This is a genomic window from uncultured Fibrobacter sp. (assembly GCF_947305105.1).
In the GTDB taxonomy this organism is placed as follows: domain Bacteria; phylum Fibrobacterota; class Fibrobacteria; order Fibrobacterales; family Fibrobacteraceae; genus Fibrobacter.
In genome coordinates, this window is sequence record NZ_CAMZCS010000030.1 from 13,448 (window position 1) to 37,096 (window position 23,649).

A 23,649-nucleotide genomic window follows, 5' to 3' on the forward strand; every position below is an offset into this window, starting at 1 on the left:
TATTTTTTTTGCAAAAATGCTTTTATTCAGCGTCTTTTTTCTTGCCGCTGAACTTGTTCACCACGTCGGGGACAATATCCATGACCTTCCCGACAAGCGAACTGTCCTTGCTGATAGGCATGATGCGCACATCGTCGCCCCTGATGACAAGGAACGCCACCGGTTCCACAGAAGCGCCACCGCCGGAGGCAGATGTGTCTCCCTTGGACTGGTGACCGCCGAAACCGAAGCCGACCGAGACACGGCTCACGGGAACAATCGTCGATTCACCCGCCTGGATGGGTTTTCCGATAACCGTCTCCGCCTGAGTAATGAAACGGAGCTTTTCCAAAAGAGTTTCTGCAAGTTTTTCAATAGCCATGCTGTTAATATAGTATAGACGAGAGACGAAAGACGAGAGACGAGAGAAAAAAAGGGGGAGAATAGTAGGAAGTAGACAGTAGGAAGTGATTAGAGACTAGAATCTAGAGGCTAGGGAGAAATATCACGGCTTCGCCGTCTTATATTGACGCACGAAGTGCGTGATTCTTTTCACTAGCCTCTAGCTCCTAATCTCTAGTCTCTATTCTCACGCCTCGATCAATACCTCGCTTCGTAGATGCGGTCGCTGGCTGTTTTGAACTTTTTGGCCAAATCAGCCCACGAGAGGTAGCCCCAGACCACGGCCACACGGCCGCCCGCCATTTGCTGGGCCATGCCGTTTCCGTTGTTCCCGGCATCGAAGTACACGATATCGCTCTCCGGCTCAATCCCGACAGGCTCGACCCGGTTCAGCAAAAGAGCCCAAGAATCAAAGTCCTGCTCTTCCACCTGTTCCCAACTACGGGCGACACTCCAACGGAGGTCGGCATTCCTGTAGCTCTGCACAAGCACCGGGAAATAGGCCTTGACCCCCATGAAATATTTCGTCTGTATCGATGTGCGGCCCGCCTCGCGGAATTCAAACGGGAGGCTCAGGAATTCCTGCGGGAAACCGCCCCGATACCCCGGAAAGTGCCGGACAAAGGTTTCAAGGTCGCTACGCTCGTACTGGCGGAAACTGTCGTGGCTAAAGATGAATATGTGGCAATCGGCACGGATGCTCTGCTCCAAGTGTTCGCCCCTGAGGATAGGCGTGATTCCCTGGAACTTGCCGCTGTTCATGTAGTGGTCCATGGCATACACGTCGCTCCGGAATTCCAGAATGTGTACGTTCAGCGTATCCCCAGGAGAAACACGGTAGCTCAAATCAATCACGCGCTTGAGTGCCGGAATGTTGTACGTAGCGACAGATGAAGTCACGTCATGAGCAAACGGAGCAACATTCTTGTACAGGATTTTTGAATAGTCCACCGGTTTGGGCGGCTTGGATGGAAGGCAGCCGACAAGTCCAATGGCAACAAACAACAACAAGCAATTACAGACGAACTTCATTTTCGGTTTCCATTGTCGGCATAGCCACAAAATTCAAACAGCGGGCAATTCACACAGGAATGCGTCCATTCGCGGCAGATAAAATCCTCGCCCCCTTGTTCCAGGTAGAACTGCAACGCATGGGCTGCTTCGTAAGGGCCGTTCGGGTTGAGCGTACAGAACAGTGCGTTCGCGAGTTCTTGCTTCCGTTTCGGCTCCATTTCTGCGAAATCAGAATCCTTGGCAGGGCCGAGGAATGCCAGGTAGCGGCGAGCACCCATGGTAAGCGGCAGCGGAGGCATTTTTTTCGAAGAAACACACGGCATGCCAAGCCCCAGCGGTTCGGGAGCAACCATGCGGTAAAAGGCAGCACAGGCCTTCGGGCGCGGATTCCCCTTGCCCATGAAATAGACCTCGCCCAAATCGCGCCAAATTTCTTCGGGATTGCGGCTCGCGAGCCATGCGACAAGATCGCAACCATGATGACGCACAAAAAGTCCCACGCTCCAAAAAATGCCCGCCAAGTTTTTAAACAGAGTCCAGTGGCAACAACCAAAGACACGCTCTGCGATGCCTTCGATTTTTCCCGCCGTCGGCACAGGGAGTGTCCAGAGTTTTTCATCGGGAAAAGCATCAAACAAAGCATTCAGCAACGATGAGATTTCAGTATAGCTCCGGCTTTGGAACAAGGTGGTCCCAAGGATGGTCCAGGCAATTTTCGCTGTAGGGGTTTTTGCCCGTTGCGCCACATGCACCACCGGATCGGGCACAGAGGCGAACATAGAAACAAACTTCCGTGTCGCTTCGAAAACCGCCGGCTCATCGCGCACAAAGTTTTCTACAAGCTTCATCCCCTACCGCCAAACATTAAAGCGCTTCGCCGACCTTGACAGCCTTGCCTAGACGGCTCTTGAACAGGTTCGGATGGCGTTCGCGAATTTTTTTGTCGACGATAAGGATAACCGTACTACCCATCTCGAAGCGGCCCAGTTCATCGCCTTTTTCAAAATGGAAGTTACTGGCCGGCTGCCAGTCCAGGCGCTTCTTGCTGCGGTCCAATTTTCCAGCATTCACAAGCAGGTCGTCGGAATACACGACACCGATGCGGCCCACGTTCGTTGCACCGACCTTCACGACCAAAATTTCAGAACCGTCCTGCAAGCGGATATGGCTCGTCAGGCGTTCGTTGATGCAGAACAAGCCTTCCACGCGTTCGACGCTACCCGCATTCACCGGCCAAAGCGTCCCAGGGCAATAGCTGGCATCGACCAAGTCACCCTTGACCGGGCTATGGATGCGGTGGTAGTTGAATGGTGCCAGATAAATCGTTGCAAAAGCACCCTCTTCAAAACGCGCCGCCATTTCGTCGTCGCGGAGCAAATCCTTGAGTTCGTAGAACTTCCCCTTCGTCTGGATAAGCGTTTGCTTTCCGTCATCAAAGGTTCCCGTCTGCGAAAGCACACCATCGACCGGGCTCACGACTTCGGCATTGTCGATAATGCGCGCACCGGGTTTGAGCCTGCGGATAAACAGTTCCCCGATGTTCTTGTAATGGCTCAGCGGGTATTCCGACTCGGCCATATTCAACTTGTAGTAACGGGCAAATGCCGAACGGGCCCAGCGGGTAAACGGAGGAATATTGAGCCGAGTGAATGCACCGAAGGCGCGGCTGGCCGCATTCTTCGGCAAGAGTTTCATAAAAACATAGAAGGGGGTATTCATGAAGGTAAAGATAGAAAATAGGGGCTAGGATCTAGAGGCTAGAGGTTAGTGGTCAGTGGTCAGTGGTTAGTGGTTAGTGATTAGGGCTAACTCCTCGAGCCTGGAGCCTCGAACCTCATCGCTCAATTAGTGATTTTCCAGTTTGCTCAGGTCTGTGCTGAACATCTTCCACAGGCGAGGGGCAAAAGGCACCGACCATTCCTTCTCGGGGGCGACACGGCTAGTCGTCTCTGCGACAAAAGAGGAATACGTCAAGAACACCAGCTCGCCATAACGCATGTCCCACAGCGACCAGACAATTTTCCACGTGTATCCACCACTCTTGCCCAGCTTGGGGTCCATCTCGACTTCCAGCACAATCGGGATTGACGCATAACGGATTCCGTAGCGAGACGCAATGTTGTTCATAAAATCTTTGAACTGCGGAGGAATCTCGCGGACGAAGGTCTGTTCAATACCGTCACGGCCTTCCCATGGTTCAAAACTCGCCAAATTTTTTCCGTCGGCAATTTTCGATGCGAGAATATGCCTGGACAACGTATCGATGTACAGCGAATCCTCTTCGGGGAGGCGCATTCCGGGCAGCATCAGTTCTCGCTTCATCTTGGGGAATGCCTTCGCAAACAAGGAATCTTCAATATGCGCCAAGTCAAAATCAAGTGCATCGGCGCTGAAGCTATGGCACATCTTGCATTTCTCGGGGCGCTTGGCAGTCACCTTGAGCGTCTGGAAAACACCCACCACCGCATTGGAATCAAGGCGCCCATAGGCAGCGGGGTTCCATTCACGGTAAGACACTTCTTTCGAAATCTTGAGTTTGATATCTCCCTGCGTGCCGCACTCGTTGCACGGGCCGTCCATCATTCCGGAATTATCGCCCGCACCGGGACCGGGGCCGACCGAACCGGCACAGCCCACAAGCGCCCCCAAAAGAGCCATCACGAAAAGAGACCGAATTTTCATCATAACTTAAGGGAAGAAGTCAATATTCAGCCAACCCTTCTTGCCATCATCCGATACAGCAAACCCACAAGAGACTGTCTTATATTTTCCCTTCATGTTCAGGTAATGCCCGATATACGGATAATCCTCTTTATTGTCCGGGTCACGCTGGCCCGATGTGACAAGAGCTTTTTCATCTTCCCACATCATCTTCAAATACTTCTTAGCATAGTCATCGTATGACTTGTTACCACTCATAACTATATCAGGTCCTGTATTCTGCGCGCCTTCCCCACAATCACCAAAATGTCCGTGAGCCTCGCCAGAAGCAAGGTCGTCAGCCGCCTGTTTGTCGGTACAGTTTTGCCTTGTTTCAGTAGCAAGCGAAAGCGCGGAAAGGCTCTCTGTCGCACGATATTCGTTAATAACATCAAGGCACGTCTGTCGCCAATCACTCAATGGTTCCGACGAGGAACTAGAGGAACCCGTCCCACCGGAACTGCTCGAAACTTCGTTGCCATCCGGGCAATATTTCATTTCGCGTGCAACATCAAGGGAATCTACCGAAATATACTTTTTCGGGTTATCGGCTTCGTCCGAAGCATAGAACGTGACAAAAAGACGGAACTTTCCGCACACATTCGTTTCATCAAAATAAACTTTGGTCTTCAACTGAGACAAGTTAATGCTTGTCGAACTGTCCGGAAATTCATCGTGAGTCACCTGAATTTTTTTGTATAAAGTACTCGTCCCCTCTTTATTCACTTTCGCCATCACCAGTTTCATATCGGTAAAGAAGATATCGGCATCAGTCCGCTCAATCGTCGAATCCGACAAATCAATGGACGCCCCTCCTCTAATAACAAATTCGGTTTTATCTTCATTGGCCAAATACTGCAACGCATCAATAACAATCGGAGAATCAGACGTAGGAGTTTCTACAACCGAGACAGCTGGTTTTGCAGAAGATGAACTGGATCGGGTAGAACGCTTAGACGATGAACTGCTCTTCTTCTGTTTGCTAGAAGATTTCGATTCCGAACTTTCCGTAACATCAGAGTCCGTCTCTTCATCATCGTTAGTCTCGGTTTTTTTGATTTTAACAGATGACTCTTCGTCCGATTCTGACGAATCCGCTTTGGAAGACGAACTTTCATTCTGTTGAGAAAGATTGTCATCTACTCCAACTGTATCCGACGCCTTCACGGTAGAAGATGAATCATCCGAACACGCAACGGCAAACAAAGCTGCGCAGCCCAATGCAAAAATCCATTTTTTCATAGAAAAGTCCTCATTACTCCCATTAAAGATATACTATTTCAAATAAAAAGGCAAACCCCATCCCTTATTCCAGCATGATTGTAAACGGGCCATCGTTGACGAGGCTCACTTGCATGTCGGCACCAAAGCGTCCCGTTTCCACGATGCCGACTTCCTTGCGGCATTGTTCCACAACATATTCATACAATTCGTTTGCCAGTTCCGGGTTTCCTGCACCGTTGAACGTGGGGCGGTTGCCCTTGTGGCAATCGGCGTACAGCGTGAACTGCGAGACTATCAGCAGAGAGCCACCGACATCTTTAATGGAGAGGTTCGTCTTCCCATTTTCGTCAGCAAAAATGCGTAGAGAAAGCATCTTGCGAATAAACCGGTCAGCAATTTCGCGGGTGTCCGTCTCGGCCACACCGACAAGGACCAAAAAGCCACGACCATCGATTTTCCCGACGACCTCGCCATCAATTTTCACATCAGCCTGCGTAACCCGCTGGATTAAAAATTTCATACAAATTCCTCAAAATACTTCTTGATTTTTTGTGCATCCTGTGTCTCCGTCAACGCAAGACGCAAGAGGACTGCGGCTTTCTGCGGAGGGAGCGAATATGCCGGAATCGTACCGGGCACAAGCAACCCTTCGGGCAAAACCGTTCCACGCCCGATTCTCGAAGTAACGACAACGGGCTCGTTCACGCGGGCAAGAACATCCATCCATTCCTTGCTGAATTCCCCCGCTCCCGCGCCCGCGATGACAATCCCGGCGGAACGCTGCGCCGCGAATTCGAGCAAAGCCGAATCCGCGTCGGCATGGAAATACAGCACGGCGACTTTGGGCAAATCAGAAAGGCCTTCAATGGAGAATTTGGGCAACGCACTCCCGCATGCCGAGCCGATGGCGTCGAACGCATCCAGATCATTCGCGTGGACCTTCTGGACACGAAGCGCATCGAACATCTTCCCCGCAAAGGCAACGCGCACGCCTCGGCAAGCGGCGCCGTTACAGCCCGCGGCGATGCCAACGGCATAACACAGGTTCGCCGGGCCGTCGGGAGCAAAGGAGGTCGCCGGCCGCATGGCCCCCGTCAGCACCACAGGCTTTTCTACATCCAGCACGAGGTCCAGGAAAAATGCAGTCTCTTCCATCGTATCGGTCCCGTGCGTGACAACGATGCCGTCGACATCCCCGCGTTTACAAACCGCCCGGATGCGGTTTGCAAGGGCAATCCATATCTCCGAGTTCACATCGTCGGAGTTGATGTTGCACACCTGCTCCACTTCTACATCGGCAATGCCGGACAATCCCGGAACCGATTTCACCAGTTCCTCACCTGTGATGGAGCCTGAATGGTAACCCACATCCTCACCAGGTTTCCCGGTACCGGCGATCGTTCCTCCTGTAGCAAGGACTACAACTTTTTTCATGGGCACGGTTTACCTCACTTGGTCCAGCAACTGCGCCGCCGTCAGGCCGTAATGTTTTTTCAAAGCGCCGTCAGTCCCGAGCGTGTACAAATCCTGGATGCAGGCGCGCAACTTGCGGACCGACTCGACCGCACGTTCGTCCCCGCGGGTAACTCCGTCGCGATACAGCAGCGTCTCCACCATTTTTTGCGAATACCAGTAGAGCCGGGTAGCGACCTCGGAATTTTCCTGGTTCACGAACGGCTGCGTCAACATTTCCAAATCCGGGACGGGCCCTTCGGGTCGTGGTTTGTCGTTGCGCGAGGCGTCGACAACCTGCGCGATTCCCTCGTTCAGCCAAAGCGGGACCTTGGCGCGGGTCATTGCGCGGACAAAGGCGTGCGTCAACTCATGGAAAAGCATCGGGCGGTACACTTCGCGGTACTGCATCACATTGACCGGGACGCGCAATTTGCCGTCGAAGACGGCCCCGACCCAGTCGGGTCGCGGACCCGCGCCCTGGTATTCCGAAGATTGATAGAGCACCAGCCCCATCTTGTTCGCCGGTCTGAAATCGAAAAGCCTGCACAGGGAATCGTACGCCACCTCGAGAACGCTCAACGCCTCGAGAATATCGTTCAAGGCAGGAGTTCCCTCGAATTCCAAGCGAAAATGGTCCGACGATTCCAGCTTGAGTTCGCGCATCTCGCGCATGATTGTCTGGGACTTTTCCTTGAGCACCTTGAAATCGGCTCCGCCACGCTGCAGAGAATCCACATAACGGATACATTCCTCGTACCGTTCCTGCTCGAACAAGATTCCTGCCAAATGCAGTTGCAAGTTCGTATCGTCCGGGGTTTCCGCAAGCAATGCTCGGATTCCCTTTTCGGCACATATCCAATCCCCCGAAGCAAGGCAATCGTTTGCCTCGACCACCAACGAATTGTGGTGTTCAAATTCTGCTCGCTGGTCCGAAATATCCTTAATCTCGCGAATCGCAAAAAACAATGTCGCAAGACACAGAATTAAAAGAAAAATCACGCGTTTATTGTGCATTTTTTCACATTCCGTCTTAACAAATCGTCAAAAAAATAGCCTTATGGTATTATTCTCTTTCTTTCAAATTTAAGTATATTTTAAACAAATCATGGAGTATGTCATGGCAGAAATCTTTGACTATGATGACTACCGGGATATGATCAAGGATTACTACCAGGAGCATAAGAAAAAGAACTCCCTGTATTCCTTCAACACTCTCGGAAAAATGCTGGGGCTGGACGCCAGTCACGCGTACTATATTGTACAGAAAAAACGCAACCTGCCCGTCCATGCAGTACCCGCCGCAAAAAAGATGCTCGGTCTCGAAGGTCGAGCCGCCATGTATTTCGACCTGTTGTTGGTCGCCTCCCGTACAAAGTCCGAAAAGAAGAAAGCCGAAATTATGCAGAAGGCCTTCCAGCTCCGCGATGTCAAGCGCCACATGCTGGAAGACACAGAAATCAAGTACCTGAGCGAATGGTGGACGGTCGTCGTCCGCGCCCTGGTCGAAGTCAAACACGGCAACATCGACGTTGCCGAAATTGCCAGCAGCCTTATCCCGCCCATTACTGAGGAACAGGCCCAGGCAAGCCTAGATATTCTTAAGTCGTTGGGTTTCATCAAGCCATTAAACGATAACCTAGTCAAGATTTCGGACTCCCATATTACCATCCAAGGGGCCGAAAAAGCGGAGGCAATCCGCAGTTTTCAGGCAAAAGTCATGCAATTTGCCATTCGTTCGCTCAGCGAAATCCCCCCAAGCGACCGAGATGTTTCTACAATTACCATGGCGGTAGATGCCAAAGGGTTTAACGATATTAGAAACATGATTCGAGAATTCCGAAAAGAATTGCAGATTCGCGTTGACAAGTGCAGCGTTCCGGACCGCGTGATGCAGCTTAATCTCGCCCTTTTCCCGGTGGCCCAGAACAACAAGAGGAAGTCAAAATGAGATACACATCGAGACTGCTCTTTTTGCTCCCCTTTGGCCTTCTGATGTCCTGCGACCATACCGAAAGCGCAGGCAATACGACAGAAATTGAAAACGCCATCGCCATCAGGGTATTTAACGGGGACGAACCGGCCGACGGTGTCGCCTACCGGGTATTACCTTCTTGGTACGTTGCCGACACCAACGAGACCGATTCCGGCGTTGATTTCGCCTATTCCGGAACAACCGACGAAGATGGCTGGATGCGTATCGACGGCCATGAAGAAGGCTCCTTCACCGTCCAGTTCAGCAAGGACAAGTATTCCATTGTCACGAACTACACGCTAGACAAGCTCACCCCCAATGTCACCATCGACAGCGTGGCGCTTGCCAAGCCTGGCACCATCAAGGGCCGCGTCGATCTGCCCGACTCCGCGAAATACGCCTGGATTTATATGCAGGGTATCGAAAGGGTCGAAAAGACGGACCGCAAGGGCGCCTTCGCCATCAGCAACTTGCCCGCCGGCGACCTCAAGCTCAAGGCCTGGGTCCCCAATATCCAGAAGTTCATCGCAGAGGCAGAAGTGTCCGTGCCCGCAAACGATACACTCGACGTGGGCAACGTTTCCGACACCACCGACGAAATCGTGTTCAAGAGGACGATGAAAATCAATCCACGTGAATTGATTTCCAGCTGGATGCGTCCATTACCGATACCGACAGTCCTCATACTGCGCCTCGATTCCACGTTCAACTTCTTCGAGACGACTGAAGACGGAAGTGATGTCCACCTGCTCGACAGCGAGGGCAACCCGCTCCCCATCGAGATTGACACATGGGACAAGGACATCCAGAGCGGTGTGATTAATATTCGCATCGAATCCAAAGCCGACACTGCAAAGCTCTGGACGCTCGAGTGGGGAGATTCAACCGAAGCCCCGCAAAAAAGAGCCGATGTATGGGAAGACCTTAGCGACTCCCTCATCTGGGCATTAAATACCGTCCAGATACTCGATTTCGAGAACCCGACCTTCAAGAACGACCTCCCCGAGCCGCTCACGCCGAAGGACTGGTACGTCCAGGCTCACGACGGGGCCACCGTCTACGATTCCGTCGCCGACGACATCCGCAAGGGCGTCATCGATTCCGGTGGCGGAGCTTTCGAGTCCAAGGTTCTTCAAGTAAACTACAAGGCGGAGAAGCCGGAATATGTCGTCATCGGCACGCGCATCAGCGACACGCCGCACGACCTGAGCCGCCTCGACTCCGTCGAAGTCTGGATCAAGACCGACGGAAAAATCGAGATTATCCTTGAAACAATTATCGAATCCGACACCAACTTCAAGGCCACCTACAAAGCCGAAGGCGACGGAAGCTGGACACGCTACGCAGTGCGTCCGCAGGATTTCGACACGAAAGATACAGTGAAATACCACGGCTGGGATGTCACGAGAAATCGGATAACTAGGTTTACAATCTTCGCCTATGACGGGAGCAGTATCCTGGTCGACAACGTAAGGATGTACGGCATCAACCGGGACGACTTGAAGTAGTTACCTGTTCCGACCCCCCGTGACATCGATTAGCCATTTTCGACCATTTTTTTCTACGCTGATAAACACCTTATGGCGTTTTTCATCGTAGACAAGATGGCCGTTGTTTTTGGAGGAGTATCTTATGGCTAATTCCGTGGATTTTGAATTGTGAATAGCAGTCGTCGAAGTATCCGCAACGGAAGTATCTGCAACAGAAACAGAAGAATCCTTCACAGACGAATCAGCAACAGCAACTGCAGTGTCTTTTGCCGAGGTATCAACCGGCGGAACTTCCGGTTCGGCCTTCTTCAGCAGTTCGAGCATCTTTTCGGCATAACGTTCACCGAACGTTTCATAACCCTTTCGCGTGAAATGGAGCGTGTAGTTCGGTTCCTTCAACGCGGGGCAACCTTCTGCCGAAATGAGATGACCATTAGGGATTAGACTCGCCGCTTCGGCAACTGCACTGTTTCTCCAGCCCAGATCTCCACCCGCAGCGGTTGTTGCCAGTTCCCCAACAAGAATTGGCACTTTCGTTGAGTCTAATCCCAAATCCTTAATAAGATCGTCGTAAACTTTCTTGACACGCTTGGGCCAGTCGTTCATCTGGTAGTCCGCCTCGCCCTGATGGAAAAGGAACCCCTTAATGACGCCCTTTTCCTTTGCAATCTTTCCCATTTCCACAATGCGCTTGTAGAGGTCGCCACCGTATTCATCCAGGTACTGGATCCACCACGTGTCGCCCTTGTTCTTTGCATTCTGGACATACGCCTTGTTGCGGTCCTTGTCGAACAGGTCGATGCTTTGACCGCCAATGGCGATGTTCGCGACAGCAATCTTGATACTGTCGGGCAATTCCTTCACCATCTTGCGACCGAAGATATCGACAATTCCTACCTTGGACGCGCTATGTCCCATTGGCGGTGCAGCAGGGTAAAACTCTCCAACCTTTTGATTCGAATGGTTTGCCGCACGCAAGACCAAGAAGCGCGGATCCTCCGCACGGTCGGCTGCGGTCACATCCGCCTGACCGGACATATTGGACTGCCCATAGGCAAGATAAATGTGGAGGTTCGGGTCCTGGGCAAAGCTCAAGGAAACTGTAGCAGCAACAACAAACGCAGGAAAAATAGATTTATGCATTTTACTTCTCGTACAAACTAACGAGCCCTATGGGTAAAACTCTTCGTCATGAGCACAGAACCATTGGAACTGAGCACCATGGCAACGAACTTTCCGGAACGCGGAATCAATCCGCCATTCTCGCCCAAGACACTGACCAAGTGACCCTGGAGGTCGAACAGCTTGACTACGGCACCTACAGGAGCTCCGGACAGAGCGAGGAAATTACCGACAATATCGATTTCGGCAACAGGAGCCACACCCCTCACAGCCGAGAACAAAGGCTTCGTGGTGGAATCGGTGGCGGAACTGTCACCCGGCGTAGTCGTAGTCGAATCATTCACAGAAGGCGTCGTCGTGGAATCCCCAGGAGGCGTTGTCGTGGTGGACGCTTCGTACTTGATGGTCGGAGTTTCCCAGTCGATCCAGTCAGCATAGTTGTCTATCTTGAAACCCTTACCATTAGTGGGCTTCACGTGGATATCCGTGTTGGCTTCCTTATTGCGGAGGAACTTGTCAACAAACGCGGTCACCGATTTGGTCTGGCTCGAAGCCGCCTGGCAATGTTCGTGACCACCGGTAAAGTCGAAACCGATACGGTCCTCGATGCCCATGGCCTTCCACACTTCGGTCGCCGCCATCATGGACTTGTAACCCGATTCGTCGCCCAGCCATTCGTAACCGGGGTTGCCGAGAGCAATCACCGCACGCGGAGCAATCATGGCAATAAGTTCATGGTGGTCGTGCGGGAGCTTGTACGGATCCTGACGTTGCAGGCTCTGCATGAACCAGCTGTAGTTCGTGTTGTCAATCTTCTCGATGTTCGTGCCGCGCTTGGCAAAATCATCCGAGGTACGCCAGGAGTTAATGCCGCCGCCACCCGATTCCTGGGCAATGGTAAGCGTCACGCGTTCGTCAAAGGCGCCCGCAAAGAGAGCCATCTTGCCTGCGTAGGAACAACCCGTCACCGCGATTTTGCTCATGTCAAGGTGATGTTCTTCGGCAATCAGCGCAAGGCCGTCAATCAAGCGGCTCACGCCCCAAGACCATGCAGAATAGTCACCATTGGAATTTTTGTCACCGTAGAACTTGTAGAAACCTACGCCCGTGTCCTTCTGGCCGTTCATGGAATATTTGGCCACCTGGTCATGGCTGAAGGGCACCTGCACAAAGCCACTAAAAATGCTAGAGGAAAGCGAGCCCGTACCGCTATTCATACCAATGATAATCGGGTGCGGGCCCTCTCCAGAAGGAATACTGAACTTGGAAGTAATCGTCGCGGTCTTGCCACCTTCCTTGACTGTCACCGTGAGGGTGCCTCCGCTATACGTTGCCGTAACATCAGAAGGTATCGGTTTCTCGCCTATCTCGTACTTCTCGATATCGGCCTTGATTTCGTTGCGACGCTTGCTCCAGTCGTCGAAAGTCGCGACCTTGGACCCGTCATTGAATTCAAACGGGTTGGGAAGTTTCTTGTTTTCCTTGAGTTCTCCGGCCTTGGCACCTAAATCCTTGCCACGGTTTTCGGTATCGAAATTGAGAGGGATTTCGGAAAATGCATAGCCGCATAAACCTAGAACAATAATACCTAGAACGGCATTACGCATAAACGGTCCTCCTAAAAAAAAGAACTCCAAACCAACACTGCAAACCAACCCCCAGAAGCCACATTCCCGTGTAGTCTGGGACTAGCTATAAATTATCTAATCCCCATAGAATAGGGTTAAAACCGCAAATTTCGTTTATTGACAAAATGTCAAAAAATCGTCAATGCCCGTTTTCACGCTAAAAACGATAACAAAAAGTTACATTCCTGCAAAATATCGCAAAAAAGCCAGATTTGCCCCCCTAACCACACCCCAAAAAAATTTTCTCCATCATTTCCCACAGAAAAAAATCCATATACCTCTTTATACTCCAATTACCTCTTTTTTTACACAAAGCGAGATCGTCAATCAATACCAAAGGCATATTATTCTCCGTCGAGAGAATAGAAGCGTCGGCCAAGGATGGGGAGGGTGCAGGGAGGGGCCCGTGCGGCCTTCGCAACTCTGAGCTGGGGCCCCTCCCGCATGATTCAAATTGTGTAAAAGAATAAAACATGGCAAAGTACCTGCTCCGAAAAAAAAGCTATCTTTCCCCCTTGAAATAAATCAGAAGCCGTAAGGCTAGAAAATCGGAGTCGATCATGGGTTTCAAATGCGGTATCGTAGGCCTCCCGAACGTAGGCAAGTCCACCATCTTTAACGCTATCACCAACGCCGGCGCCGAAGCCGCGAACTATCCCTTCTGCACCATCGAGCCCAACGTGGGCATGGTGAGCGTCCCGGACAGCCGTCTCGACGAACTCGTGAAGGTCTACAATCCCAAGTCCATCGTTCCCGCCGTCACCGAATTCGTGGACATTGCAGGCCTCGTGAAAGGTGCTGCCCAGGGCGAAGGCCTCGGCAACCAGTTCCTCACCCACATCCGCGAATGCGAAGCCATCATGGAAGTCATCCGCTGCTTCGACGACGAGAACATCGTACACGTGAGCGGTTCCGTGGACCCGGTCCGCGACGTGGAAGTCATCGAAACGGAACTCATCCTCAAGGACCTTGACTCCGTCGAGAAACGCCTCGCCACCGAAGCCAAGGGTGCCCGCACCGGCAACGCCGAAGCGAAGGCTCGCCTCGCCGCTTGCGAACTTTTGAAAAAGACTCTCGAAGAAGGCCGCTCCGCACGCACCGTCATGAACGACAGCGACGAAATGATCGGCGTCGTCAAGGACCTCGCTCTCCTCACTGCCAAGCCGCTGTTCTACTGCGCGAACGTCAAGGAAGACGACATCCTCACGGGCAACGCCTATGTGGACCAGCTCAAGGAATACGCCGCCAAGAACGGCCACGAAGTCATCGTCATCAGCGGAAAGATCGAAGAAGAACTCTCGGCCATGGAACCCGCCGACAAGGCTGAATTCCTCAAGGAACTCGGCATGAAGGAATCGGGCCTCGACGCCGTTGTGCGCAAAGGCTACGAAATCCTCGGCCTCCGCACGTTCTTCACCGCCGGCGAAAAGGAATGCCGCGCCTGGACGTTCCATGCAGGCTACAAAGCACCGCAATGCGCAGGCGTCATCCACACCGACTTCGAACGCGGGTTCATCCGCGCCGAAACGCTGAGCTACGCAGACTTCCTCAAGCACGGCAGCTGGAACGCCGCCAAGGAAGCTGGTCTCGTCCGCACCGAAGGCAAGGACTACCTGGTACAAGATGGCGACATCATGTACTTCTTGTTCAATGTGTAGTTAGGGATTAGGGGCTAGGATCTAGGGGCTAGAGGCTCGGGGTTCGAAGCTCGAGCCTTTATGTTTAGGCTTTTACTTATTCTTGAATACAGAGGGTTTGTACCATAGGGTACAAGTCTTTGGGACATTCTACAATGCGCGATGCTTTTCCTTTCATAGTAACGCCATCCATCGATGTTTCAAAGCAATATTGCGTTCCGGGATCCTTCTCGGTACTTGCCCAAAAAACATTCGCATATATTTTATTATTCAACGAACAACGAGCTACTCCATACGTCCAAAATATCGGAGCATCATTTAGATATTGAAAGCCATATTTCTTAAGTTCGGTCGTGTCGGGAAGGCGATACCCTCTAGGGCACGACGTCTTAGCAGTTTCATAATCCATATAGACGCTTTCCTTATAACGCACGGCAGAGACTATAGAATCATCCACTTCGACAATTTTACCGTTACAAATGCAATCTTGACTGAGGCGTTCCTTCCATCCAGCATAAAAATCATCAAACGAGGAGCTTTTGTTTTGAATTGAATTCAACAAAATAGAATCAACTCCCAATTCGCCTCGCAAAAATATTTGTCGACCACGAGTACTCGCCACATAATTGACGTCATCAATCACCATATGCGTCAGGACAAAAAAATATTGACCATTAATAGTCTTGACAGAAAAGTGGTATTCAGCCCCATCTATAGTTACTTTATACAAAGAATCACCCAAACTCTGACCCGCAATTTTATTCCTATCAAACGACACCGGTAAAAGGTAAGTGGGGGACGGTTCCACAATGACCCGTTTCCATTCTTCAACCCCATCAACATTTGTGCAACCAAAAAATGCGCCATCCGCTTCGCTCCAGTGAAGGACCTTATTAGAAATCGTATCACAGGTTCCAAGGCTATCCTTATATCTATACGGAACAGACTTTATGCTATCCAGCAAAATCCATGCGTTTGTCGTTTCGCAGAGATAATAATTTTTGTCATACACTTCCACCGTATTGTACAAATCCTCTTTACAGATCTTTCCCTCTTTTTCTGGCGGCAGCAAAGAAGCTTCATCAACCTTTATCCATTCCAAATACCAATACTCGCATTCATAATAAGTCCCGTCATAAGAAACTTTCAGATTGCCGATTTCTCTTGTACATTGTTCCTTAATAAAAGGGTATTTTGTTTCAGAGCTGTCTTTCCGTGTTTCACTCGAACTGCTCATGGCACTGGAACTTTGCACAGACTGAGTCGTTTTTTTACTAGACGATGAAATTTGTTTCGAAGATTCCGAACTCATCGACGAAGAACTGGAGCTTTTTTCCTCTTTTCTCGGGCTCTTTTTTAAATAGTAGGTATTGCCGTTTTCTTCTTTGCAAATGCAATCATCAAATGTCCAATCGCTCAAACCGGAAACCCAGTTCTCGAAATCTCCGGCACTTCCTATCCTGTGCTTGCACCCAGAAATATCCGTCCAAATATGCTTAGTTCCACTTTCGGTGGAAATTTCCATTTTAACACGGTTATCAGATTCGCTGAAATTGGAAGACACGCACCTTGCAAAAAAGGCGAACATTTCACTCATGTACTTCGACATATAGTCACAGAGACCATCAACGACATAACTGCTGTCAGAAAGGTCGGTCGTCCAAGAATCCTCTTCAGTAATGCCATATTTATCACGGCAATATGCGGAGTTATCATACGAACCGGAATCATCCTGGGTTTCAGAAGAACTGGAGCTAGAATTTTCAGAGCATGCCGCAAAAAGAAGCACAAGGGTGCCTATCACCAACAATTTTTCCATGGTCCTATCCCCTTTTTCAGCTATGTTTCTTCGCAGCGCGCTTCGCTTTGACTTCCTCGACAATCGGGCGTATAATCACGGCAAGGTTCATCGCAGAACCGATTAGAATCAAGGCACTGGCGGCATAGATGCCGACTCCGGGATCCACCTTCAGCATCGGGATTCCCAAAGACGAGCACAGCCCTCCTAGTTGCATCAGCATGGCCCACAACGAGAACATGGCAAGCATTCCCATCGTCAGGGAACCGAGCGGCGAGATAAAGACAAATGCCGCCGCGAGCAGCACAGCAATCGCAATTCCCCATAGGTACGTCATTGGTTCCATCTTCGGAAAATTCGGCATCACCGCAGTAAGCTTTTTCTGCGTTGCCTCGTTCTTGTCAATCATGTTGTGCAACTGCTTGGAAGCATCAGGCGCAAGGGACTTGTCCAAATCTATCCCTGTCGCGAGTTCGTAGACGCTAGCCTCTAGAATCGGTTTTGTTTTCGCCTCATCCAAAGAGCACGACACATTCGCAAGCGGCATCAACAGCGCAAGCAACACGAGCAAATAAGGGACTGCCGCTAACTTCTTGAAAAACTTGAATTCCTTCGAATCCTTGAGGGAATTTTCGCTTTGCTTTTTTTCCACTTTACTTTCCATTCTTTTTCTTGATTACATCTTGGGGGAACACGCAGCGGAATCCGATTCTATCGGACCAGTAGCGCGGATCTTCGTCATCGGTTTCGACGAGGTTTATGTCTTTTTCGCTATCCTTCCAGGAACCGCCCTTGAACACTTTCAGGTACCCGAACATGGAACCGCTCGGGTTGGATTTTTCCATCCAGAACGCAATCGGGAAATGCTTGTCGCGAGTCCATTCGGCCACGTTACCCGACATGTCGTAAATTCCCCAAGCGTTCGGTTTTCTCTTGCCCACAGGCTGCGGGCCATAGGCTTCGGATTCCTTGCCGAGCTTGTAGGAATTGTCCCTGTAAACCGCATAGTTACTAGGATCGGGGACATCGTCCAAGACCCAAAGTGCTCCTTCGTTGTTGTCGGCACGGCCAGCAAATTCCCACTGGGCTTCGCTAGGCAGGTCACCACCCAACTGTTCGCAGAATTCCTTCGCGACAGTCCACGTCACATTGTGTACGGGCTTTTCGTCGCCCTTGAACTTGGAGCGGTCCTCGACTCGTTTAGCAGAATCACGACGGGCCATCGTCGTGGCAAAGAATTTCTGCGTCACTTCTGTCACGTGAATTGCAAACGGCGAAATGCCCACCACGTGTCCCTTGTAACGGAACGAACCTGAATCAATCATCACGACATCGCCGCGGAAAGCATCATGGATAACGCGAGAATCTTCGGAAGAAGAAGACGGCGGGATAACGATTAACTCGGGAACAGAAGAAGAGGAGGAAACCGGCTGTGCCGACGAAGAAGACTCGACAGGCTTCGGATGCAGCCAATCCTGAACTTCCGGCTGGCGCAAAATATAGGTCGGCAAAATGAAGTCCCCTTCACTCGGGTAAATCTGCCCGTTGAACTCGAATTCCATTTTCACATAGCGGTAATGGTGACGGCTAGAAACTTTATCATTCTGGTATACCCAGACTGGCTTGTCGTTCTGGAGCGTGACAATCATGTTCACCTTACCGTTCCGGATAAGGGCAATCAAGTTTTCGGTATCGATTCCCTGAGCCTTGCCAGTCCACCGGAAATCATAGCGGTCACCTGGATGACCAATGACAAGCTCAATCTTTTCTGCCGGGACTTGAGGCGCTGCCGGCTGGGGAGCCACTTCAGGAGCGACCGCAGCAACGCCTTCTTGAGTTGCAGGTTCCTGCGGTGCAACCGGTTCTTGAAGCGGAGCAGGCGTATTCGTCGAATCGGGAGTCTGAACCGCAGCAGGGCTCAGTTCCGCAGAATATTCCGGAATGGCAATCGGGTAAACCGGGTTCACAGTGTTCGGCCACACATACATGCGGCTGGGCAACGCCTGCAAACTGTCGAACTTGTGCTTGAAGGCCGCTTCCAGCGCAACAACTTCTGCATTCTGCCCCTTCTTCCACATGGCGTACGATTCGTTGCGCTTCGACGTGTAGCGAGCAACGTAGTTGCGATATTCCATGGAAGACGGCGATGTCATGAACGCGGAGGCGCTCATCTGCTTCGGATAATTTTTGTAGAACGCAGAGGAATCCGCCGATTTTTCTGTGCCCTGAGTTTCGGCCGTAAAGCGGTCGTACAGTTCCTCCGTTTCCTGCAAGTTTGCCGCAGCGTCCAACATCTGTTTGTTCACAGTCAACTTGGGGGCTTCGTTCCCCGAAACCGTAGCGGGAACAAGTTTCGGTGCAATAACGTGGACAGAGGCCGGCTTGACCGATACCATTTCTGCATAAGGCATGCAGTCATTCTTCATGTAGATAAAGGTATAGAGCCCTGGATCAACGGGATGCACATAGCGCACGCCCTTCTTGACAGAAATGTCCTCGGATGCAATTTCCGTCTTTCCATCACCCCAGTTAAATTCAATGATAGATGGCGTATCGTTTTCCTTCAACATCTGCCAGCGGCCGTTCTTATAAAAGTACAACTTAGGCAGGCGGGTAGAATAAATGTATTCCTTGTCAAAATAGACATCTGTTTCGTCTTGGAACGCCTTGGAATTCGTGGCAGCGTAAAAACGCATCAAGACCACTTCGCCCACTTTCAACCGATTTTCCGAGAGGTTGAACGCATGGACTTCCTTAAAATTTTCAGGATTTATTGTTCCGACAAACCACTTGTATTCCTTCGCGCCCTTCTTCTGGCGGAGGTACAAGGCGTTTTCCTTGAGCGGGAATCCCGGCTGGATTGAAAGAGCATTCTTCTCGAGCTCGATAATCTGGCCCGCCGTCGGTTCCATTTTGGCGCCAACCTTGAACTTGTCCAAAGTAATCTTATAGTTGTTATCGCCGGCAGCAAAAAGACATGCCGGCACAACTAAAAGCAACGCAAACAAATGAAGGAAGCGCATAAAAACTCCTTTGTGGTCTTACGGACTAAAGATATATTTTTGCTTACATGAAAGTTACAGAACAGTCCCATTTGCCCCCATATTGAGCAAATATCCGCCTTTTTCGCCACCCACGGGGCCCAATTCCACCTTCCAGTCGGCAAGACGGATGATATCGGGATGGTGTTCGATGACGATAACGGTATCGCCACGGGCCGAAAGTTTACGCAACATGTTCCAGAGAATCTGGATATCCTTGAGGTGGAGCCCTGTAGTCGGTTCGTCGAGCAGGTAAACCATTTCTTGGGCAGGCTTGCGGGCAAGTTCCGCTGCCAGCTTGAGGCGCTGGGATTCGCCGCCACTGAGCGTGGTAACGGACTGGCCGAGCTTTACGTACGGGAGGCCTACATCGCGCAGGCATTCCAACTTCGGCAAGATTTTCGGCTGGTCCTTGAAGAACTCGCAAGCTTCGGCGACGCGCATGTCGAGCACATCGGCGATGTTCTTGCCCTTGAAGGTGACGGTGAGGGTTTCCTGGTTGTAGCGCTTGCCGCCACAGACGTCGCAGACTTCCCATACGTCGGAGAGGAAGTGCATCTCGATGGCGACTGCACCGCGGCCCTCGCAGGCCTCGCAGCGGCCGCGGACCAAGTTGTAACTGAACCGCCCGTAATCGAAACCCTTCAACTTGGCCTGCGGCAACTTGGCGAACAGCCTACGGATGTCGTCAAGTACGCCCGTGAAACTCGCGGGCGTGCTGCGAGGTGTCCCCGAAATCGGACTCTGGTCCACCAGCAACACTTCACCGCTCTGCTTCTTGCGACCACGGGCCTGGAACTTCTTCTTGAGGCGCGGGAAGATTTCGTCCATGACCATGGAACTCTTGCCCGAACCCGACACGCCGCAGACCACGCTAATCGCGCCCTTCGGGAATTTTACAGACAAATTCTTCAAGTTGTTGTGCTTAAGTTTTTCGAACTCGTAGAATTCCGTAGAATCCGTGATGGGCCTTGCCGCAATCTCGTTCGCCATCGGGATGGTGTGCGTAAGGTACTTGACCGTCTCGCTGCGCGGGAACTGCTGTAAGGCGTAAGGTTTGGAAAGCTGTGCGGGAGAACCCTCGGCGACGACCTCGCCACCGAACTCGCCCGCCGCCGGGCCCATATCGATAATGTGGTCTGCCGCCTGCATCATCTTCATGTCGTGTTCCACGACCACAAGCGTGTTGCCCAAATCGCGCAGGCGGTAAAGCGTATCAAGGAGCATGGCCGTATCGCTTTCATGCAAGCCCACTGTGGGTTCATCGAGCACGTAGAGCACGCCTTCAAGGCCGCTACCAATCTGGCTTGCTAGGCGGATTCTCTGCGATTCGCCACCGGAGAGCGTATCGCCTGCGCGGTCGAGGCCGATGTAGCCAAGGCCCACGCCCTTGAGGAAGTTCAGACGGCCAACAATTTCACGGAGCAAGGGTTCGGCGACCGTCATCTTGCCGTCGGCATTCTTGTCGCCCTTGAAATTGTCGCGCTTGAAGTTTTCGTTATTGAACCATTCGTAAGCCTGAGCGATGCTCATGTGGTTCACGTCCATGATGTTCTTGCCACCGATGCGTACCGCGAGGTATTCGGGTTTGAGGCGTTCACCATGGCAGTCTGGGCAGACATGGCCATCGTAATCGTGACCGAGGCCAAGGCAGGTTTCGCAAGCGCCCCAGTGCGTGTTGAAACTGAAGTGCTTCGGGTTCAGCGCCGAATCCATGTACCAGCCACATTCGGGGCAGCCCGGCTTTTCGGAGCAGGCCAAGCGACCGCCCTTCTCGTCTTCCACATACAGAATTCCGTTTCCGTCGCGGTAGCCACGTTCAAAGGCTTCTACCAGGCGGGCGCGGTTTTCTTCCTTGACCACGACCGTATCAACGACAGCAAACAATTGCTTTTCGCGGGTAGGAATTTTCGGTAGCGGGAGTTCCACCAGCTTATTACCGAGGTAAACTTTGCGGTAGCCTTTTTCCGTGAGAATCTTGGAAAGTTTCAGCACGTCCTTGATTTCGAACGGAGCAAGCACCGTGACCTTTTTATTCAAGTCGCGATCGAAGGCGTATTGCATCAGGTCGCCCGCGCTGTACGAAGACACAGGCTTCCCGCATTTCAAACAATGCGGGGTGCCGACCCTCGCCCAGAAAATGCGGAAGTAGTCATAGATTTCGGTGAGGGTCGCGACCGTACTGCGCGGGCTCTTGCTCGCACTCTTCTGGTCAATCGCAATCGCCGGCGCGAGGCCCGAAATGGAATCGATGCTCCCGTGGTCGGGGCGACCGAGGAAGCGGCGGGCATAAGTGCTCAACGTCTCGACAAAGCGGCGCTGGCCTTCGCTAAATAGCGTATGGAACGCGAGGCTCGATTTTCCGGAACCCGAAACGCCTGTAACCACCGTGAGCTTGTGACGCGGAATCGTCACGTCGATGTTCTTGAGGTTATGCTTGCGCGCGCCATGCACCTCGATATCGAGCGACAAATCTTCGCCGCCCTTGAGCGTGCGGTCAAAATGATGGTTCTCGCCATGCTTTTTCGCAAGCACCGGCGCGAGATAGCGGCCCGTCTCGGACTTCTTGCTCTTCGCAATCTGTTCGGGCGTACCCGTCGCAATCACGCGACCACCGTGAACGCCCGCATCCGGGCCCAAGTCGATAATCCAGTCGGCGCACTTGATCACGTCCAGATTGTGTTCGATAATCACGACGCTGTTGCCGAGGCTACGCAGGCGATTCAGGCAATCCATGAGCTTGCGGATATCTTCGAAGTGCAGGCCCGTCGTCGGTTCATCAAGTAGGTAAAGCGTCTTGCCGGTACCCGGGCGGCGCAACTCAGAAGCAATCTTGATGCGCTGCGCCTCTCCCCCGCTCAACGTTGTCGAAGGCTGGCCCAAAGTAAGGTAGCCGAGGCCCACTTCCACGAGCAGGTTCAGCGGCTGCGCAATCTTCGGAATGTCCTTGAAGAATTCCGCCGCATCGGCAATGCTCATGTCGAGAATTTCGGAGACGTTCTTGCCCTTGAAATAAACTTCGCGCGTCGCATCGTTAAAACGCTTGCCACCGCACACTTCGCAAGTCACCTGCACGCTCGGGAGAATGTGCATGTCGACGATTTTCACGCCCGCGCCTTCGCACGCATCGCAGCGGCCGCCCTTCACGTTGAAACTGAAACGGCTCTTGCTGTAACCACGAATCTTGCTTTCTTCCATGCTCGCGAAAAGGTCGCGCACATCGTCCCAAATCTTGGTGTACGTCGCCGGGTTGCTTCGCGGTGTGCGGCCAATCGGCGTCTGGTCAATTTCAATCACCTTGTCGATATTCTCGAGGCCTTCCAGGTGGTCGAACTTACCCACCGGTTCTTCGGAATTATAGAACACGCGGGCCAATTCGCGACGCAAAATCTGGTTAATCAGCGTACTCTTGCCGGAGCCCGAAACGCCCGTCACCACCGTCAAAGCACCATCGAGCGGAATTTCGACATCGATATTCTTCAGGTTGTTTTCGGCGGCACCGCAAATCTTGAGTTTCGGCGTATTCTTATCAATCTTCTTGCGAGTCGCAGGAATTTCAATCGCCTTGCGACCGCTCAAGTACGCGCCCGTCAGCGAAGCCTTGTTCTTCTCAAGCTCCTCAACAGTCCCTGCCGCAATCACGCGACCGCCTTCCACGCCGGCACCCGGCCCCACGTCAATCACGCAATCCGCATGGCGCATCGTATCTTCGTCGTGCTCCACGATAATCAGGGAGTTGCCCTGCGCACGCAAATGTTCGAGCATCCCGAGCAACTTATCGTTATCACGCGGGTGGAGGCCGATGCTCGGCTCATCAAGCACGTAAAGCACGCCCTGCAAGCCAGCACCCACGGCGCTTGCAAGCCTTATGCGCTGAGCCTCGCCACCGCTCAATGTGGACGCCTTGCGGTTGATATTCAGGTAGCCAAGCCCCACCGCATTCAAGAAAGAAAGTCGCCCGCGAATCTCTTTCAAAATCTCCTTGCCGATTCGCTTTTCCTTCTCGGACAAGTCGAGCTTGTTGAAGAACTCCACCGACTTCTCGACGGACCATTCCGTCATCTCGGTCAGGTTGTGCCCGTGGAACGTAACCGCATTTGCCGTGCGGTTGATACGCGTGCCGTGGCATTCAGGGCAAACGCCAATCTGCATGTACTTGCGGAAGTGGTAAATATGCCACATGTCCC

General features: G+C 52.0%; 18 protein-coding genes. 3 read left to right on the plus strand and 15 right to left on the minus strand.

The window, feature by feature from the left end:
* Window positions 1-22: 22 nt before the first annotated feature.
* The 9 genes from Q0Y46_RS11870 to Q0Y46_RS11910 all read right to left on the minus strand — a co-directional run bounded on the left by Q0Y46_RS11870 (window position 23) and on the right by Q0Y46_RS11910 (window position 7,773).
* Window positions 23-361, minus strand: a complete 339-nt coding sequence (locus Q0Y46_RS11870; protein WP_295682365.1) for a spore germination protein GerW family protein — start codon at window positions 359-361, stop codon at window positions 23-25.
* A 218-nt stretch (window positions 362-579) separates the two neighbouring features.
* Window positions 580-1,413, minus strand: coding sequence for a hypothetical protein (locus tag Q0Y46_RS11875; RefSeq protein WP_295682368.1), 834 nt, complete (start codon window positions 1,411-1,413; stop codon window positions 580-582).
* The gene (locus Q0Y46_RS11880; RefSeq protein WP_297947606.1) at window positions 1,410-2,243 is read right to left on the minus strand and encodes a hypothetical protein; all 834 of its coding nucleotides are present in this window, start codon (window positions 2,241-2,243) and stop codon (window positions 1,410-1,412) included. Before Q0Y46_RS11880 ends, Q0Y46_RS11875 begins: the two co-directional genes overlap by 4 nt.
* 16 nt (window positions 2,244-2,259) lie before the next feature.
* Window positions 2,260-3,114 carry an archaetidylserine decarboxylase gene (gene asd / locus Q0Y46_RS11885; protein WP_295682372.1) on the minus strand — a complete coding sequence of 285 codons (855 nt, stop codon included), beginning with the start codon at window positions 3,112-3,114 and terminating at the stop codon, window positions 2,260-2,262.
* A gap of 126 nt (window positions 3,115-3,240) precedes the next feature.
* Window positions 3,241-4,080: a hypothetical protein gene (locus Q0Y46_RS11890; RefSeq protein WP_297947607.1), complete on the minus strand. Its 840-nt coding sequence runs from the start codon at window positions 4,078-4,080 to the stop codon at window positions 3,241-3,243.
* Window positions 4,081-4,083: 3 nt separating this feature from the next.
* Window positions 4,084-5,337 carry a CAP domain-containing protein gene (locus tag Q0Y46_RS11895; protein ID WP_295682376.1) on the minus strand — a complete coding sequence of 418 codons (1,254 nt, stop codon included), beginning with the start codon at window positions 5,335-5,337 and terminating at the stop codon, window positions 4,084-4,086.
* Window positions 5,338-5,401: 64 nt separating this feature from the next.
* Window positions 5,402-5,839, minus strand: coding sequence for a D-aminoacyl-tRNA deacylase (gene dtd / locus Q0Y46_RS11900; RefSeq protein ID WP_295682379.1), 438 nt, complete (start codon window positions 5,837-5,839; stop codon window positions 5,402-5,404).
* Window positions 5,836-6,753: an asparaginase gene (locus Q0Y46_RS11905; RefSeq protein ID WP_297947608.1), complete on the minus strand. Its 918-nt coding sequence runs from the start codon at window positions 6,751-6,753 to the stop codon at window positions 5,836-5,838. The genes dtd and Q0Y46_RS11905 overlap by 4 nt, the downstream gene beginning before the upstream one ends.
* A gap of 9 nt (window positions 6,754-6,762) precedes the next feature.
* The gene (locus Q0Y46_RS11910; protein ID WP_297947609.1) at window positions 6,763-7,773 is read right to left on the minus strand and encodes a hypothetical protein; all 1,011 of its coding nucleotides are present in this window, start codon (window positions 7,771-7,773) and stop codon (window positions 6,763-6,765) included.
* A gap of 118 nt (window positions 7,774-7,891) precedes the next feature.
* On the opposite strand from Q0Y46_RS11910, the gene Q0Y46_RS11915 reads away from it, so the two are divergent.
* Window positions 7,892-8,722: a DUF4423 domain-containing protein gene (locus tag Q0Y46_RS11915; RefSeq protein ID WP_290958940.1), complete on the plus strand. Its 831-nt coding sequence runs from the start codon at window positions 7,892-7,894 to the stop codon at window positions 8,720-8,722.
* On the plus strand, window positions 8,719-10,254 hold the full coding sequence (locus tag Q0Y46_RS11920) for a hypothetical protein (RefSeq protein WP_297947610.1): 1,536 nt from the start codon (window positions 8,719-8,721) through the stop codon (window positions 10,252-10,254). The genes Q0Y46_RS11915 and Q0Y46_RS11920 overlap by 4 nt, the downstream gene beginning before the upstream one ends.
* Here the strand turns inward: Q0Y46_RS11920 and Q0Y46_RS11925 are convergent, their stop codons facing one another.
* Window positions 10,255-11,379: a sialate O-acetylesterase gene (locus Q0Y46_RS11925; protein WP_297947611.1), complete on the minus strand. Its 1,125-nt coding sequence runs from the start codon at window positions 11,377-11,379 to the stop codon at window positions 10,255-10,257.
* Window positions 11,380-11,396: 17 nt separating this feature from the next.
* Window positions 11,397-12,965, minus strand: coding sequence for a hypothetical protein (locus Q0Y46_RS11930; protein ID WP_297947612.1), 1,569 nt, complete (start codon window positions 12,963-12,965; stop codon window positions 11,397-11,399).
* Between the two features lie 581 nt (window positions 12,966-13,546).
* On the opposite strand from Q0Y46_RS11930, the gene ychF reads away from it, so the two are divergent.
* Complete coding sequence (gene ychF / locus Q0Y46_RS11935; protein ID WP_297947614.1) at window positions 13,547-14,644, plus strand: redox-regulated ATPase YchF; 1,098 nt, start codon at window positions 13,547-13,549, stop codon at window positions 14,642-14,644.
* A gap of 76 nt (window positions 14,645-14,720) precedes the next feature.
* Here ychF and Q0Y46_RS11940 read toward each other — a convergent pair whose 3' ends face one another.
* From Q0Y46_RS11940 to uvrA, 4 genes are all read right to left on the minus strand, one after another.
* On the minus strand, window positions 14,721-16,442 hold the full coding sequence (locus Q0Y46_RS11940; protein WP_297947616.1) for a hypothetical protein: 1,722 nt from the start codon (window positions 16,440-16,442) through the stop codon (window positions 14,721-14,723).
* A 16-nt stretch (window positions 16,443-16,458) separates the two neighbouring features.
* Window positions 16,459-17,073 (minus strand): hypothetical protein, encoded by a 615-nt coding sequence (locus Q0Y46_RS11945; protein ID WP_297947618.1) that lies wholly within the window; start codon window positions 17,071-17,073, stop codon window positions 16,459-16,461.
* 1 nt (window position 17,074) lies between these two features.
* Window positions 17,075-19,444, minus strand: coding sequence for an SUMF1/EgtB/PvdO family nonheme iron enzyme (locus tag Q0Y46_RS11950; protein WP_297947620.1), 2,370 nt, complete (start codon window positions 19,442-19,444; stop codon window positions 17,075-17,077).
* Between the two features lie 54 nt (window positions 19,445-19,498).
* The coding region (uvrA, locus tag Q0Y46_RS11955; RefSeq protein ID WP_297947622.1) for an excinuclease ABC subunit UvrA at window positions 19,499-23,649 on the minus strand (4,151 nt) is incomplete at its 5' end.